Origin of the sequence: Allorhodopirellula solitaria, from assembly GCF_007859855.1 — a bacterium.
GTDB lineage: Bacteria > Planctomycetota > Planctomycetia > Pirellulales > Pirellulaceae > Rhodopirellula > Rhodopirellula solitaria.
The window spans coordinates 93,077-109,591 of the sequence record NZ_SJPK01000007.1 but is presented as its reverse complement, the minus strand read 5'-3'; the positions used below and the strand labels follow the sequence as shown (position 1 = coordinate 109,591).

Annotated in this window: 10 protein-coding genes; 6 read left to right on the top strand and 4 right to left on the bottom strand. The window is 56.1% G+C overall.

Annotation, left to right across the window (positions count from 1 at the left end; genetic code table 11):
• Positions 1-198 precede the first annotated feature (198 nt).
• The gene (locus tag CA85_RS14820) at positions 199-2,274 is read left to right on the top strand and encodes an FAD-dependent oxidoreductase (RefSeq protein WP_146392108.1); all 2,076 of its coding nucleotides are present in this window, start codon (positions 199-201) and stop codon (positions 2,272-2,274) included.
• A gap of 114 nt (positions 2,275-2,388) precedes the next feature.
• Positions 2,389-3,402, top strand: a complete 1,014-nt coding sequence (locus CA85_RS14815) for an alpha/beta hydrolase (RefSeq protein ID WP_146392107.1) — start codon at positions 2,389-2,391, stop codon at positions 3,400-3,402.
• A 424-nt stretch (positions 3,403-3,826) separates the two neighbouring features.
• On the opposite strand, the gene CA85_RS14810 is transcribed toward CA85_RS14815, so the two are convergent.
• Together CA85_RS14810 and CA85_RS14805 are read right to left on the bottom strand one after the other, a co-directional pair.
• Positions 3,827-5,368 (bottom strand): YifB family Mg chelatase-like AAA ATPase, encoded by a 1,542-nt coding sequence (locus CA85_RS14810; protein ID WP_146392106.1) that lies wholly within the window; start codon positions 5,366-5,368, stop codon positions 3,827-3,829.
• Positions 5,369-5,632: 264 nt separating this feature from the next.
• Positions 5,633-6,013, bottom strand: coding sequence for a hypothetical protein (locus CA85_RS14805; protein WP_146392105.1), 381 nt, complete (start codon positions 6,011-6,013; stop codon positions 5,633-5,635).
• A 528-nt stretch (positions 6,014-6,541) separates the two neighbouring features.
• Here CA85_RS14805 and CA85_RS14800 point away from each other — a divergent pair.
• A complete protein-coding gene (locus tag CA85_RS14800; protein ID WP_146392104.1) occupies positions 6,542-7,579 on the top strand; it encodes a reverse transcriptase domain-containing protein in 1,038 nt (345 codons plus the stop codon).
• A 277-nt stretch (positions 7,580-7,856) separates the two neighbouring features.
• Here CA85_RS14800 and CA85_RS14795 read toward each other — a convergent pair whose 3' ends face one another.
• Complete coding sequence (locus tag CA85_RS14795) at positions 7,857-9,494, bottom strand: efflux transporter outer membrane subunit (protein ID WP_146392103.1); 1,638 nt, start codon at positions 9,492-9,494, stop codon at positions 7,857-7,859.
• A gap of 340 nt (positions 9,495-9,834) precedes the next feature.
• Here CA85_RS14795 and CA85_RS14790 point away from each other — a divergent pair, with 340 nt between their 5' ends.
• The 3 genes from CA85_RS14790 (at position 9,835) to CA85_RS14780 (ending at position 14,709) form a co-directional block, all read left to right on the top strand.
• On the top strand, positions 9,835-11,079 hold the full coding sequence (locus CA85_RS14790) for an efflux RND transporter periplasmic adaptor subunit (protein ID WP_146392102.1): 1,245 nt from the start codon (positions 9,835-9,837) through the stop codon (positions 11,077-11,079).
• 9 nt (positions 11,080-11,088) lie between these two features.
• Positions 11,089-14,283: an efflux RND transporter permease subunit gene (locus tag CA85_RS14785; RefSeq protein WP_146392101.1), complete on the top strand. Its 3,195-nt coding sequence runs from the start codon at positions 11,089-11,091 to the stop codon at positions 14,281-14,283.
• A 144-nt stretch (positions 14,284-14,427) separates the two neighbouring features.
• Positions 14,428-14,709, top strand: coding sequence for a peptidylprolyl isomerase (locus tag CA85_RS14780; RefSeq protein WP_146392100.1), 282 nt, complete (start codon positions 14,428-14,430; stop codon positions 14,707-14,709).
• A gap of 148 nt (positions 14,710-14,857) precedes the next feature.
• Here CA85_RS14780 and CA85_RS14775 read toward each other — a convergent pair.
• Positions 14,858-16,515, bottom strand: a 1,658-nt coding sequence (locus CA85_RS14775; RefSeq protein ID WP_186774960.1) for a cadherin repeat domain-containing protein, incomplete at its 5' end; no start/stop codon positions are given.

Genomic DNA, 16,515 nt, shown 5'->3' with positions numbered 1-16,515 from the left:
CGGTAAGTTAAAAAAGCAAGTTCGTGAACCGGCATTGTAGCCTATCTTCGTTGATCGCGCGGTTCAGGGTCCGCCGGAATCGTTCTCACTTTTAGGAGAAAGGATCGAGCAGGCTGATTCGACGAAGCACGGCCATTCGTTGTTTTCTAAATGAGTTTTCTTCATCGCTTCTCCGCCGACGTCCAATAGGAATTTAAGATGCCATCGATCTGTCTGCTTGTTCTTCTCGTCGCGTCGACCGCGCTGCTCACTCCGCGAGCCACGGCTGAGAGTGAGGCGGACGTTATCGTCTACGGTTCGACTCCCGGCGGGTTCTGCGCTGCGATTGCGGCCGCTCGCCAGGGCGCGTCGGTGATTCTGTTGGAGCCAACCGATCACGTCGGCGCAATGAGTACCGGCGGGCTGAGTCACTGCGATTCCAACCAAATGGTTCGCAGTACGGTGATGGGCCTGTTTGATGAGTGGCACCGACGCATCGTTGCGGACTACACCGATCGCGGGCTTCCAGCACCTTATCGCCCGGAGACGAAAGATCAGTCGCGATGGACCTTTGAACCGCACGTGGCCATGCGGGTGACCAGACAGATGCTTGATGAAGCCGGGGTAACTTTGCTGACGAGGCGATATCTCCAATCGGTCACCAAGGACGGCCCGCAAATCACGTCGCTGGTTACCAAAAACGGTACGTTTACCGGCAAGGTCTTCGTTGACGGCACCTACGAAGGTGATCTGATGGCGGCCGCCGGCGTTGATTGGACGATCGGTCGTGATCGCCGAGAGGACTACCATGAGTCCCGGGCGGGCAAGCAATACCCGAAGAAGCCGATGAACATCAACGGCTTTGACGAGAACGGTGATCTGTTGCCGTTCGTCACGTCTGACGATGCCGGGCCCGACGACGAGGGCGACGAGAACGTGATGACCTACAGCTTCCGGCTGTGCTTGACCTCCGATCCCGATAATCGCGTGCCGATGCCCAAACCGGATCATTATGATCCCGCTCGATTTGAGGTGATGCGACGCGCTCTGAAGGCCGGAGTGGACATCGGATTCGATCTCTACCCGCTGCCTGGCGGAAAACTCGATGGCAACAATTCGATCGGCGGGCAATTTTCACTGGGGCTGGTCGGTGGTGCCAAGGACTGGCACTCCGCCGACGAGGCGGGAAGGAAGAAAATCTGGGAGGCGCACAAGCAATACACGCTCGAGTTCATTCACTTCCTCACAACAGATCCGGCCGTGCCCGAAAGCGTCCGCAAACGCTACGCCGTTCTCGGCCTGTGCCAAGACGAGTTTGCGAGCGACGATCACTTCTCACCGGCCCTCTATGTCCGCGAGTCACGACGCATGAAGGGCATGTATGTCATCTCTCAGAAAGACATCCTGCAAGAGCCCGAGAAAGAGGACCCGATTGCGGTGTCTTCCTTCCCGATCGACTCGCACGACTGCCAACGCGTCGCCTTGGAAGGCGGAGGGGTGATTAACGAAGGGACGATCTTCCCCGTCAGACGCCAGGATCCGAAACAGGGTTACGCCTATCACGTGCCCTATCGTTCCATCCTGCCCGCACCAGAGCAATGTGACAATCTACTCGTACCGGTGGCACTGTCCTGCACGCATGTTGGCATCTCGTCGCTGCGTATCGAGGGGACCTGGATGATCATCGGCCAAAGTGCAGGCGTCGCCGCAGCACTCGCAGCCGAAGCTGACATCGCCGTGCAGCAACTACCGTATAACGAACTCCGCAAGAATCTGTTGGTCCAGGATCAGGTTCTGGAACTTCCCGATGTCCCCGATCTGCCATCACCAGACCGCTCCATCGCTCCCGAAACATTGCCGGGAACGGTTCTCGACGATACCGAGGCGACACTGGCAGGCGAGTGGTCCCGCTCAACAGGTTTCAAACCCTTCATCGGCAGTGGCTACCTCTTTAGCGGCGAGAAGGACTCACTTCAGATCGGCGACGGCGCGTCCACAGCGACGTTTCGGTTCGAGGTGCCTGACTCGGGCCAGTATCGATTGCGGATGGCCTACTCGGCACACGATAGTCGCGCGACAAACGTTCCAGTGACCGTCACCAGCGGCGACTTTGAAAGTACATTCACGGTGGATCAAACCGAGCCACTGCCGTCACAGCAATCGTTCATCCTCGTCGGCAACGTCCAGCTTGATAGCGACGTCGAAACGACCATTTCGATCAGCAACCACCAAACGGCTGGCTTTGTCATCATCGATGCACTGCAGTTACTACCGGTGAAGCCTTCGACGCAGTAAATCCTGAATCGCCACAAGATGACGCTGGGATCGAGTACATTGATGGGGCTGTCGGATATCGCAGCCAACACCCGGTATCAATGATGACCTTCATGCAAAGAAGGAAAGCGTTTCATGAATCGACTTGTTCTCCCCATCGTTCGTATTGTGTGCTGCGTCGCTGTGATGATCGTCATGACGGTGCAGTCCTACGCACAGGCTCAACGTCGCCAAGCACAGCGCCGCGTCAATGCTTCGCGTTCCCTCGACGGTGTGACCGCCCATCGTGACTTGGCGTATGCTGAAGGCGACGACAGCCGCCAGCGGCTTGATCTTTATCTGCCCGAGTCGTCGAAGCCATTGCCAGTGATCGTATGGATTCACGGCGGCGGCTGGCAGGCTGGCAGCAAAGATTACTGCTTGCCTCTCCGCGCGGGTTTTGCGAAGCAGGGTTACGCCATTGCGAGTATTGGCTATCGGCTGAGCGACCAGGCTCAGTTCCCCGCACAGATCGAAGACTGCAAGGCAGCCATTCGTTGGCTTCGTGCGCACGCCGACGAATATCACCTCGATCGAGAGCGAGTGGGCGTCTGGGGAAGCTCTGCCGGTGGACACCTGGCGGCCCTGGTTGCCTCAAGTGGTGATGTCAAAGAATTTGACGTGGGAAAGAATCTCGAACAATCCAGCGCCGTTGAGGCTGTTTGTGATTTTTATGGGCCCACCGACTTCGAAGCATTCGTGACAACACCTGACTATCAGCGTCATGCGCGAGCGAACTCACCCGAGGCGAAGCTGATTGGTGGCGCCGTGTTGGAGAATCTCGAGAAAGCCCGACGGGTCAACCCCATCACGTACGTGAGCAAGGACGATCCTCCCTTCTTGATTGTGCACGGAGATCAGGACGGCACCGTACCGCTCAATCAAAGCGAGCTTCTCTTCAACGCTCTCAAAAAGGTGCAGGTTCCTGTTCATTTCCACACCATCGAAGGAGCCGGGCACGGTGGAAGAGCGTTCAGCGAAGCGCCGATTGACGAGCTGGTCAGCGACTTTTTTGAAAAGAATCTGAAACACCCAAACACGCAACAACACGGCCCGTCAGCAAGCACTTCCAAGAGTCGTGCCGAGGGAGAGCGAAGTCCTCCACGATAGGAGGCACTGCTTCAGTCAGCTTGTCTGACAGGAAACCAAGCCGGAAAACTTTGCTCTCATGCGGGGCAAGCCCACATGGGAGCGGGGTGTACGCTCCATCTTTCTAATCACGAAACGGCGATCCCCTGTCAGACAAGCTGACAGGGGATCGGGCTTTCTGGGTAATCAACAGCTCGTCGCCTCGCCCACTTCCAATTCGACGCTTGTTCATCATGCCCCGTTAAACGCGAGGGACGCCGATTTAATGATTGCAGCATTCTATCGATTGCAGAAGATAGCTCATGACAACGCCCCAACGGGGCAGTCCTATGACAGCCCCAGGCAACGCCTGGGATTTCAGAAGCCACCACCTCGCGGTAGCTCCAACGGGGCGGCTCTATTTGTTGTTTCTCTATCTCCGTATTCATTTGCCCGTGCTTTCTTGTTACACCCACAGATCGGCGTCGAGGTTTCGGTAGCTGATTGCTTCGGCGAGATGCTCTTCTTCGATCTTGTCGCTGGCGGCGATGTCGGCGATGGTCCGGGCAACTCGCAGGATTTTGTCGTGGGCGCGGGCCGAGAGGCCGAGCGACTCCACGCCCACGCGTAGGAGTTGCTTACTGGCTGTGTTGAGTTCACAGTATTGGCGGACCTGACGGCTGGTCATCTGCGCGTTGTAACGTACGGGACTGTTCTGGAATCGATCGCTTTGCGCGGCCCGGGCGCGGACAACGTTCTCACGCATCATCGCGCTGCTCTCGGTGGTCGTGGTCTTGGCCGAGAGTTCTTCAAAGGGAACCGCGGGGACTTCGATATGAATGTCGATCCGGTCGAGCAGTGGTCCGGAGATTTTTCCCATATACCTTTCAATTTGGGGTGGTGTGCAATTGCAACTTCGTCTGGGGTCGCTGCGGTAGCCGCAGGGGCAGGGGTTGGCCGCCGCGATCAGCATGAAGTCGGACGGAAACGTGGTGCTGCGAAGGGCTCGTGAGATTGTCACGACGCCATCCTCGAGCGGTTGCCGCATGACTTCGAGCGTCTTGCGGTTGAACTCCGGCAGCTCGTCGAGAAACAAGATGCCATTGTGGGCTTTGCTGATTTCGCCCGGTGAAGGCGGACTGCCGCCGCCGACCAACCCCGCGTCACTGATCGTGTGGTGCGGGCAGCGAAAGGGGCGTTTGGCCAGCAGCGGTTGTTTCGATGGCAGTTGGCCGACGGCGCTATAGATGCGAGTCGTCTCGATCGACTCGGCGGGCAAGAGCTGGGGCAGGACCGTGGGGATCCGTTTGGCGAGCATGGTCTTGCCAGATCCGGGGGGACCTATCATCAGTAAATTATGGCGACCGGCGGCGGCCAAGGTCATTGCCCGCTTGGCAAGTTCCTGGCCCCGGACGTCGGCAAAGTCGACGTCGTATTCGCTGAACTGCTCGAAAATCTCATCCAAACGACTGGGCACGGCAGGGATTTCAATCTCGCCCGCTAGAAACGCCACGCACTGCGCCAGAGAATCGACTGCGATGACTTCGAGGTCTTCCACCACTGCCGCCTCGGGTGCATTCTCCGAGGGCACGATCAATCCTTTGAGTGCTTGATCTTTGGCGGCTTCGATCGCGATCGACAGCACGCCTTTGATCGGCCGGGTGATGCCTTCGAGGGCCAGTTCGCCAACGACGGCGTAGTCCTCAATCCGCTCGGCATCGAGCTGACCGCTACCAGCGAGCACACCCAGGGCGATGGGTAGATCGAACGAGGGGGCTTGCTTGGGCAGATCGCCAGGAGCCAAGTTGATCACGACACGATCGGTGGGGCGGATGAAACCGCTGTTGGAGATCGCCCGCTCGACCCGGTGTGTGGATTCCTTGACGGCCGTATCAGGCAGCCCGACCAGAATCGTCTTGGGCATCGCTGCAGGCGAAATGTCGACTTCCACATCGACCGGCATTGCCTCAATGCCCAATAACGTGAACGTCTTCAGTCGCGCCAGCATGAGAGCCTCGGTATTCGCAAAGGAAAAGTCTGATCGATATTCCCACTCCATCATACCGGATCAGACGCCCGCAGCGTGCCGCGACAAATCCGCTCGCTTTCTCGCTGGTTCCGGGGGTTGTCACGCCGATTGAACTCCCGCCAGCACCCCGTGCCTCACGATTCCACGCGTCGTTAGTCAAGCCCGACGGGCGGCCACAATGATTGCCGGGGCCGTGAAGTCCCGGTTGCTAGTGACCAAATTGAGAGAATCCCTCATGCCACCTTAACGGCGATTCTTGGAGCGGCGTGCTGTTTGGCGGTGCTCCAAGTCCATTTGCAGGAGCACTTCTTCACTGAGCTTACTCGTGATCTGCTCGAGCTGTGCTTCGGTCAGTAAGTCCGAAACCTCGAGCTCATCCTCCTCGGTGGAGCCCGCCATTTCCAGCGAGGCTGCGTAGGTGCGAAATAGGCTGACCAGAACAAACCCACAAATCCCGACCGCGGCCAGGCCGCACAAGGTCGCGATCCCAAGTTCGATGCTCGGTATCAAGCGGTTGAGGACGTAGCCCAGTATCAGCCCGATCCCGAGTACCACTGAGAGGCTAATCGACGCGATAACCGCCAGCACCAGTAATTTGGAAACGACGGCTTGGAGTGCCTGCATCTCTTTCCTCCTTGTGACCTGATAAGAACCGACACGAATCCGGTTAAGCTACCGAGTTGGTCTGAGCCCCGCAATCGCTAAACGCGGGAGCGTCAAGCTATCTTGGCTTGGAATTATTCACTACCGCACTGCCCGCTAGAGTGTTTGGGGAGAATGAGCTGAAGTGATGTTCTTTAGTCCCGCAAGGGACCACAGCACTCTGCTGGGGACTATTTGGGGCTCATCCGACGGAAGCGTGCGCGGAGCACAGGGGAAGGTTTTTCTAGGCATGGCTCTCGTATCCAATAATCTTACAGAAATGCGTCCCTGACGAACGAATGTCCGCCAGGGACCGGCAACACCATTGGCGTACCGCTTTTGCAGGGAAACGCTGGCGACCGAGATATCCCTTGCCAAGCCAGCACCTCTGCAGAGCTCGGCTCCGTTTCTCCCGGCAACTCCAGCCTAACATCCACTATCACCTCCGACAAATCAATCATTGGATACTGGAGCCATGCCTCCAAAACCTCCAGCGCACGCTTCCGTCGGATGAGCCACAAACTCGTCCAGAAAGCGGTCATGTGCGTGTTGAACAGCGTCTATGAAGTGGATTTTCTCGGCTTCAGTTACGGGTTGCGGCCTGGTCGCTCTCAACATACGGCGCTTGATGCGTTGGATGTCGCGATCACAAGCCAGAAGGTGAATTGGGGACTGGACGCCGATATCAAAGGGTTCGTTGATACGATTGACCACGAGTGGTTAGTCAAATTTTTAGAGCACCGAATCGGTGACAAACGCATCCTCCGATTGATCCGTAAATGGCTTCGCGCCGGGGTCAGCGAGGAGGGGCAATGGTCAGCGACGACCGTGGGGACACCCCAAGGAGCAGTGATTTTACCGTTACTTGGTAGCGTGTTTCTGCATTATGTTTTGGACCTGTGGATACAGAATTGGCGTGGTCGAAACTGTCGTGGTGATGTCGTGATTGTCCGCTACGCGGATGATTTTATCATCGGCTTTCAGCACCGCTATGAAGCGGTTGCTTGTCTTGAAGCTATTAAAGAGCGGATGGGTAAGTTTGGCTTGGAGCTACACGGCGGGAAAACCCGACTTCTCGAATTTGGCCGTTTCGCCGCGAGCAATCGCGCTGAGCGTGGACTTGGCACCCCAGAGACGTTTGACTTCTTGGGCTTCACCCATGTGTGCGACGTAACCCGTCGTGGTGGGCGGTTCAGGGTGAAACGGATCAGCATCGCCAAGCGAATCCAAGCGAAGTTAGCGGAGATTAAAGAGAAGCTAAGGCGTCATCGTCATCGTCCGGTAGGTGAAACCGGTCGCTGGTTGGGAAAGGTCGTGCAAGGCTGGCTGAATTATCACGCCGTGCCTTTGAATAGGGTCCGCTCGCAACTGTTTCGTGATGAGATTGTGAAGATGTGGCTGGCGGTTCTCCGTCGCCGTTCTCAACGTTCTCGCTGGACATGGTCACGAATGCAGCGACTCGCACGCAAACATCTCCCGGCCCCACGTATTCTCCATCCGTACCCAAACCAACGTCATGCCGCTCGACTCAAAGCAAGAGCCGTGTGAGGTAATCCTTCAAGTACGGATCTGTGCGGGGGGCGGCTGGCAACAGCCGTCCCAACCGCGATCCTCTTTGATGGTTATCAGGGGCAAAGAGGCCTGACCCATTTGGCTTCTTTCATCAGGGGCAAAGAGGCCTGACCCATTTGGCTTCTTTGACCCATTTGGCTTCTTTCACTATCCTGATGTTTGATTCTCGGTAGTGGGATTGCGATCTGCGTTTGGTTTGAGGGCGAGGACAGGTCCCGGTCGATCGCCGTTCTGAACGCCGATCCCACTGCATTTAATCTCCCGTCGTTTCTTCGACTGGGTTTTCCAATACCTGATCGATTGCGGGTTCGTCTTCGGCGGATTCTTCTTCGGCGGGAGGCGTTTCAATTTCCTCCACGCTATCGGAATCATCGTCTTGCTCGATCGACGCCATGATGGGCGTTCGTAGATAGGGCGACGGCCAACCACCGCCGAGTGCTCGATAGATTGCCACTAGACTTTGGGCAACGTCGCCCTTGGTTCCTGCGGCGGCTAGTTCCTGTTGCGTTTTGGTGTTCTGGACACTGAACACACGGTTGAAGTCAATCGGCTCCCCCTCGGTAAACTGCAGAGTGATCAGTTCGTTGGTTTTATCGGCCGCCTTCGCAGCCTCGAGTTGCAGTTCAAAGCGTTCTTGGTTCTTCAGAAATTGAACAATGGCGTTCTCCGCTTCCAGGTTGGCAGTCAGAGCCGTTTGCCGATAAGCTGCCAAGAGCTCTTGGAATCGGGCATCCTGGAACTCAATATTTCCGGCCAAGCGTCCGTAGTTCAGGATATCCCAATTGAATGTTGGCCCGACTGATCCAAAGCCAGAACCTCCGCGGAACAGGTCCTCGAACTGGTTGGCACTTCTTCCAACTGTTCCTACAAGGCTAATGTGCGGATAGAGATCGGACTCAGCCACACCGATTAACGCACTCTGCGATGCCAGTACTCGCTCGGCGCGGCGAACATCAGGTCGTTGCAGTAGCGTCGCCGCTGGGATGCCAACTGCAATCTCTGGCTTTACGTCTGGGATGCTGCCTGCGCCCAAGATGCCCAAGATGTCTTCGGGGGGCATGCCGAGGAGGATACACAATAGGTTTTGCGACTGTCGAAGCGCCGTTTCCACTTGCGGGACGAGGGCCTCGGTTTGAACGAGGCTCGATTTTGCTTGCTGCACATCGACTTCGCTCGATTCGCCCAGCCGAAAACGAACCTCAGTTACCTCATACGTCTGGCGTTGATTCTCCACGTTTAGCTTGATGAGTTCCAATCGTGTCTGAAGCGTGCGGATATCGATATAGGTTGCAGCGACGTCAGCCACCAGCGTGACCACCACGTCACCGTACTCGTACATGGCAGCGTCAAGGTCAGCGTCGGCCGATTCGATTGCGCGGCGATACCGTCCCCAGAAGTCAATTTCCCATGCCAAGCCAAACGATCCTCTCCAAGAGCTAAAGTGTCGGTCGCCACCCCTGCCTGTACTGAGATTGTGCGAGTAGTCGGCGGAAACGGATTGCTGTTGCGGGAAGAAATTTCCGACGACAATTTGACGCAGTGCCCGGGCTTGCGCGATTCTCGCCCCAGCTTGTCGTAGCGTCAAATTTTGCGTGTATGCCTCCGTGACCAGTTGGTTCAAAACGGGGTCGTTGAACGATGTCGCCCACCAGGCCGTAGCGTTGACAGGATCACCGATCACCCGTTTGTCGTTGGCATCGATCCAGTCAGGCGCTACCGGAGCGCATGGTTTGCGGTAATTGGGGCCGACCTTGAAACCATTGGCAATCCAGTCTCGCGGGCTGGTGCATCCCACGCCAACGGCAGCGATGCACGCGCACACCCATGCCAGGCACACCCGGTATCGGCGGGCTGCGTTGAGCGCAAATGGTTCAGCTGTGCGTCGCATCATACGTCTCGGAAAACAGGAAAAGTCCTCACCTGTCCTACCTTCGGTTGATCCAGTGGATTTGGTACAAACAATCCCTCCCCACCTGAACAGCTTAACCCCAGCCCGTAGACGACGTCATTAAAGTCGCCCTGATCGGCACGACCGTTTGATGCCGACAAGTGATCAGCCGTTAACCTCCCCCTGCCTGCGGGCGATCGTCCCTCGGTGACGTAAAGATTCCCAAAGTAGTGTGCATTCCTTCGACACCGATGGGTATTACGAAGTGTTCCATGATCAATGGAGGGACGCCTTTTCCCTCTCTCGATCCCCTGCCAATGGTTAATCAACGCGGTTCCAAGACATGACAACGCCATCAACTACCCCTTCATTTTTGGCCGGGGTCTTGCTGCGAATGGCCATTCCCTGCGCTATCCTGGCCGCTGGTTGGTTTGGATTCCAACGGTTGGCGGGTGAGGTCGAACGACCCCCTCTGCCAGAACCCAAGGAGGTCCTGCTTCGTTCCCGAATTGAGGAAATTGCTATCGTCGACTATCCGGTCGTGGTGAAGACGCACGCAGTCGTCCAAGCCCACAACCGAATTACTTTGACATCCCAGGTCTCAGGTACTGTTGCCAAAACGAGCCCTTTCTTTGAAGTCGGTGCTTATTTCAAGAAAGGGGATGTGCTTGTCGAGATCGATCAACGCGACTATCAAACAGCACTTGCCATCGCCGAGTCTGAACTGGCTGCTGCCAAATCAGAACTGAAACTTGCGGTCATCGTGGAAAAACGTAAGCTGAAGCTGGTCGAATCGAATGCTGTTCCTCAGGGAGAGGTGGAAACGGCTTCGGCGAGCAGGGAGCAGGCTCAGGCCAACGTTGCTCTGGCTGAAACAAACGTCGAGCAAGCGAAGCTGAATCTTCAGAGAACCAAATTCGTGGCCCCGTTCGATGGCCGAGTCATTTCAAAGCTGATTGGCATCGGTCAATTGGCGGGACAGAATGCCCCTCTGGGCGAAATATTTGCCATCGATTACGTCGAAGTCCGGCTTCCCGTCTCCGGTGAGCAAAGGGATTATCTGGATCTGCCCGAATTTCCCGATGATTCCCCACTGGCAGTGCGGCTTCAAGATGGTATTCAGCAATCTAACGATTCGATCTGGGAAGGGACCATCGTTCGTACCGAGGGGGTGCTCGACGCGGATTCTCGCGATCTGTTTGCAATCGCGCGAATCGATGATCCCTTTGGTCGTGAATCCGGCAAACCGCCACTGCGCATCGGTCAACCCGTGATCGCGTCCATTGACGGCAAGGTGCTCCACGATGTCATCGCATTGCCAAGAGGAGCCGTTCGCGAATTGGATCAGGTTGTTTTGGTCGACCGAGCCGATCAAACGCTGTTACCACTTCAGGTGAAGACGCTTTGGTCCGACGCGGAGAAAGTGATCGTTTCGTCGGCAGCGATCCCGCCTGGAATGTGGTTGGCAACGACACCGATGCCCTTCACACCGAAGGGGGCTAAGATCGAAATCATTCCGCCCGCAGATGCGGCGATTACGATAGCGGATTCCACCTCCACAAAATCTGACGAAAACGCCACCAATTAACGAATACCTATGATTCGCTGGTTTGCAACAAACGGGATTGCCGCGAATTTCTTGATGCTCGCGCTACTGATCGCGGGCACCTATACGGCCTTCTATAAAATTCCGTTGGAAGTGTCGCCGGAACGGACGATGGAATCCGTTCGCATCGAGATGGCCTATCGCGGAGGAACGGCCAAAGATGTCGAGCAAGCGATTCTGATCCCTATTGAAGAATCGCTGGAAGGGGTTGAGGGGATTCGTGACATCATTTCTGAAGGTGGTCAGGGTAGCGGGCGTATTTCGGTAGAAGCCGAGCCCGGGACAGACCTCCGCACGTTGATGGACGATGTTTCGGCTCGGATCGACACCATCACAACCTTTCCCGATGAGACGGAACGGCCCCAAATCTCCATTCCCGATTCGTCCAACTGGTGGGAAGTGCTGAGCATCGCCGTTACCGGACATCTGAGCCCACACGAATTACGCGAAGTCGCACGAAAAGTCCAGGAAGACGTCATCTCGTTACCAGGAGTCAGCCGCGCGCAAGTGCAGGGGGACCGTGAGTACGAGATCAGCGTGGAAGTGGATACAACCAAGCTCCTGGCATATGGGTTGAGCTTGCAGGACCTGACCGACGCGATTCAGCAGTATTCGATCGACTTGCCAGCGGGCTCGATCAATAGCGACAGTGGCACGTTCATTGTTCGGACCCGTGGGCAGGCATACTCGGAACAGGAGTTCCAAAATGTCCCCATCCGTTCTGCCAATGGATCGGCGGTCACGTTGGGCGAAGTGGCAACCGTTACCGACGGATTTGAAGAGGGCGAGAAAATCGTCGAGTTCAATGGTAGGCCAGCCCTGTTCGTCGAAGTGATGCGTACCGGAAACGAAAACGCAATCGAAATTTCGGACAAGGTGCATGAATATGTATCCAATGCGAGAAGCCGGTTTCCCGAGGGAATCGAACTATTCATATGGGACGATGAGTCGGTCGAAATTCGAGGGCGTCTGACAACGCTCATTGAATCGATGCTCCAGGGCGGTTTGTTGGTGATGTTGCTGCTGGGGCTCTTCCTCCGCCCCGGCCTTGCCTTTTGGATTGTTGCTGGGATCCCCGTCGGTTTTGCTGGGGGCGTGATGCTGATGCCTTGGTTTGGTGTCACAGCCAACGTGATGAGTCTGTTCGGCTTCATCATCGTTGTTGGGATCGTCGTCGACGATGCGATCGTCACCGGCGAGAACGTCTATTTGAAAATGAAGGAGGGCATGCCTCCCCTCGAAGCAGCCGTCGAAGGTGCCCAAGAGGTGGCGATACCCGTCACCTTCGGTGCGTTGACGACCATGGTCGCATTTATCCCGTTGATGTTTTTTGAAGGAAGTTGGGGGGATTTCGCTTCTCAGGTGCCGCCGATCGTGGCGCCCGTTCTTCTCTTCTCGCTGGTGGAATCGAAGTTCATTCTTCCAGCCCACCTCAAGCACCTGCGACCGGTTCCCTATAACAATCCGCTCACACGAATTCAAACGTCGATCGCTAACGGCCTCGAATATTTCATTAAGCGAGTCTATCAGCCCTGCCTCGAGTTCTCGGTGCATCATCGTGCGTCGGTGTTGGCGATATTCGCATCAGCGATGCTTCTGATGGTCGGTTATTGCCTCAGCGGCCGAATGGAGTTCATTGCGTATCCGTCGGTCGAGCAGCAGAGAATCAGCGCCGAACTCGATATGCCAAACGATACCTCGCTCGAAACCACCGCTCAGTACATGGGAAGAGTTGAAACGGCATTGCACCAACTACAGAAGGAATTCGTCGATCCGGGAACCGGTGAGTCGCTCGTGCGGAATATCTCCAAATTAGTAGGTGCCCGGCGAATTCACCGAGACTTTGACAAGTCGCGTGGCGCGATTACTTTTGAAGTGTTAGCACCGTCGCTTCGCAGCGCTGCCGGTCCACGCAACAGCGATCTTGCCGCGAGATGGAACGAACTGATTGGACCTATTCCCGAGGCGACAGAGTTTCGTATTCGTTCCGAATCGAGCATTAGCCGCGATCGAAATACGGACAATGCGAACTTAAATATCGAATTGCGTGGTCCCATGTCTCCGGAGAAGGCCAAAGTAGCACGTCAGATCAAGGCCCTCCTTGATGAATACAAGGAGTTCAACTCCACATGGGCGAATATCAACTATGGACAAGACGAATTGGAGTTGCGACTGAAACCACTCGCTGCTGAGCTCGACCTGACGCAGCAACTTCTCGCTCAGCAGGTCCGCCAGTCGTTCTTTGGGGAGGAAGCTCAACGATTACAGCGAGGAATCGATAGCATCCGAGTCATGGTCAGACTGCCTCTGGAGCAGCGAGAAACTCTGCACACTCTTGAACGAATGCGCGTTCGTACTCCTCGCGGTGCGGATGTTTCACTGTCAACGGTTGCCGAAATTGCCTTCACGAAGGCACCGTCGTCAGTCGAACGGAAGAACGGCGCCGAAGTTCTTCGCTGCGGCGCTCAACCGGTTGACCAAACCGTGGACCTGCTGGGGATTGCAAATGAGCTTTCGCCGAAGATCCAAGAATTGTGCCAGCAGAATAACCTGAGCTTTCAGTACATCGGATATGTCGCGGAGGCGGAAGACGCACAACGCCAGACGATTCTTAGTACGTGTATTCTGGCTTTCGTCCTCTATGGGCTGTTAGCCATTGCTCTGAAGTCATTGGGGCAGCCATTCTTCGTCCTGTTAGCTGTCCCATTCGCCATCATCGGTGCTCTTCTGGGGCATATCGCGATGGATATCACTCCCTCGTATCTATCCATTTTCGGAATGCTGGCTCTTGCGGGTGTTGCGGTCAATGACACGCTTGTCATGGTCGACTATGTGAACCAGCGTCTCGCCGAGGGAGCCACCCTCCGCGAAGCGGCGCTCCAAGCCGGCGCCAGGCGATTTCGTCCAATCATGCTGACTTCCGTTACCACGTTTGTCGGTCTGATACCGTTGCTGACGGACACGTCGTTGCAAGCTCAGTTCTTGATTCCGATGGCCGCATCGCTCGCCTTTGGCGTGATGTTCGCCACGCTTGTGACGTTGTTCTTGATTCCTTGTGCTCAACTTGCCGCTGAAGACATCGGGAAGGTGTTACTTGCGATCAAGCATTGGTATTTTCGGCCATTTCTCTCGGAGGGGCCTAAGTCCGAGGTGAATGCTCGTGAGAGTCCGGCAGATACCAATTGATCGCTGAGATCACGGCTCGGAAATGGGATTCGCCTGGGTATTCGAAACGTCTGCTTTCGACGACGATACCAGTCGAGGTTGGTTGGAAACGTTTCCACCTCCATTCGACCCTATTTTCAAATTTCCTTTAACAAAGTGAAACCGATGGCCCAAGCAAGCGCTCGACACATTCTCGTGGAAACCGAAGAAGTCTGCACCGATTTGAAAGAACAGATTGAAGGCGGCAAGGACTTCGGCACCATCGCGGCGGAGTTTTCGGCCTGCCCGTCGGGTAAGTCGGGTGGCGCGTTGGGTACGTTCCGTCCTGGCCAGATGGTGCCTGAGTTTGATCAAGTCGTTTTCAGCGGCGATTTGAACAAGGTCCACGGACCCGTCAAAACCCAATTCGGATACCACTTGATCGAGATCACCAGCCGCGAGGACTGATCCGACTACCGGATACGAAGATCCGCGAGATTCGCTGATCCCTCGCCAGATACAACAAAAAAACGGGCGACCTCAAAGGTCGCCCGTTTCGCGTTTTCAATCAGCGGAATGCGTCAGCCTTCCGCGATCGTTTCTCTTCCAGAGGTGACTATTCCACCGATTCCATGCTCAGGGTGAGGACTCCTTCGACGGACAATCCGTACCGGTCCTGGCTTCGCACGCGAATGCTGTAGCTGCTTTGCGAAGACGAATCGAGATCCGTGGTGGTCTTCAATTCATCGCCTTCCACTACGAAAGTCGCGTTGTCAGCATCACCGTCACCAGCGACCAACGTGTAGACATGACTGTCAGCCGCGTTGGCATCATCGGTCACCAAGGTGCCGAAGGAAGTGCCCGCCACAGGATTGGCAGGAACCGAAGTGCCCGAGATTGAAATCGCAGTCGGCGCGACATTCGCCTCACTGATCATGATATCGAGCGTCTGGGAGAGCGTTAAACCGCCAGCGTCCTCGGTCTGGACTTCCACCGAAAATAGATCCTGGATTGCATCATCAAAAACTTGATTAGTGACCAAGTTGCCATCGACGACCTTGAATGCATCTGGTTCGCCACCATCGTCCGAAACGATCGTGTAAGTGAACGTGTCGCCGGCATCGGCATCAACACTTCCCAGCGTGCCCACGACAGTGTCAACAGGCTGTCCCGCGGCCACGATGCTCTGATCGATGGTAACCTCCGTGGGTGCCGTGTTGGCTGGCGTCTCGCTCTCCGTCACATGGATGGTGAAGGTTTTCTCCACCGACAATCCACCCGCGTCGGTTGCCCGGAGGTGGATGACGTAGCTGGACTGGGTATCGAAATCGAGATCGGTCGTCGTCTTCAGTTCGTTGCCTTCGATTACGAAAGACGCATTGTCGGTGTCTCCAGCGCCTTCGACTAGCGCCACGCCGTACGTGAACGTGTCGCCTTCATCTGGATCAACCGCACTGAGCGTTCCAACCACGCTACCGGCAGGGGCCGACTCATCGATGGTGTCCGAGCTCAAGTCGATATCCGTTGGGGCCGAGTTGCCTGGTGCTTCGGCCTCGGTCACGGTGACCGTGAACATCTCTTCGGTCGACAATCCACCAGCATCGGTGCTGCTGACGCGAACCGAATAGCTCGACTGGGTATCGAAGTCGAGTTCGCCAACCGTCTTGATTTGGTCGCCATCGATTTCGAAAGCAGCGTTGTCGGTATCGCCTTCACCGGCGACCAAGGCGTAGGTGAACGTGTCACCCGCGTTAGCGTCAGTGCTGCTAAGCGTACCAACGGCCGTTCCGATTTCGGACGATTCATCGATCGAAGTTTCGCTCAGTGCGATCGCGGTTGGTGCCGTGTTTTCAGCGGCCTCGGTCACGGTGATCGTGAACATCTCTTCGGTCGATAGTCCACCGGCATCGGTGCTGCTGACGCGAACCGAGTAGCTCGACTGGGTATCGAAGTCGAGTTCGCCGACCGTCTTGATTTGGTCGCCATCGATTTCGAAAGCAGCGTTGTCGGTATCGCCTTCACCGGCGACCAAGGCGTAGGTGAACGTGTCACCCGCGTTAGCGTCAGTGCTGCTAAGCGTACCAACCGCCGTTCCGATTTCGGACGATTCATCGATCGAAGTTTCGCTGAGTGCGATCGCCGTTGGTGCCGTGTTTTCAGCGGCCTCGGTCACGGTGATCGTGAACATCTCTTCGGTCGACAGTCCACCGGCATCGGTGCTGCTGACGCGAACCGAATAGCTCGACTGGGTGTCGAAGTCGAGTTCGCCAACCG

Bases quoted from the DNA above. Each gene is read 5' to 3' on its own strand.
- CA85_RS14780 (WP_146392100.1), top strand. From the start codon at position 14,428: ATGGCCCAAGCAAGCGCTCGACACATTCTCGTGGAAACCGAAGAAGTC.
- CA85_RS14810 (WP_146392106.1), bottom strand. From the start codon at position 5,368: ATGCTGGCGCGACTGAAGACGTTCACGTTATTGGGCATTGAGGCAATG.
- CA85_RS14795 (WP_146392103.1), bottom strand. From the start codon at position 9,494: ATGATGCGACGCACAGCTGAACCATTTGCGCTCAACGCAGCCCGCCGA.
- CA85_RS14820 (WP_146392108.1), top strand. From the start codon at position 199: ATGCCATCGATCTGTCTGCTTGTTCTTCTCGTCGCGTCGACCGCGCTG.
- CA85_RS14785 (WP_146392101.1), top strand. From the start codon at position 11,089: ATGATTCGCTGGTTTGCAACAAACGGGATTGCCGCGAATTTCTTGATG.
- CA85_RS14800 (WP_146392104.1), top strand. From the start codon at position 6,542: ATGAGCCACAAACTCGTCCAGAAAGCGGTCATGTGCGTGTTGAACAGC.
- CA85_RS14790 (WP_146392102.1), top strand. From the start codon at position 9,835: ATGACAACGCCATCAACTACCCCTTCATTTTTGGCCGGGGTCTTGCTG.
- CA85_RS14815 (WP_146392107.1), top strand. From the start codon at position 2,389: ATGAATCGACTTGTTCTCCCCATCGTTCGTATTGTGTGCTGCGTCGCT.
- CA85_RS14805 (WP_146392105.1), bottom strand. From the start codon at position 6,013: ATGCAGGCACTCCAAGCCGTCGTTTCCAAATTACTGGTGCTGGCGGTT.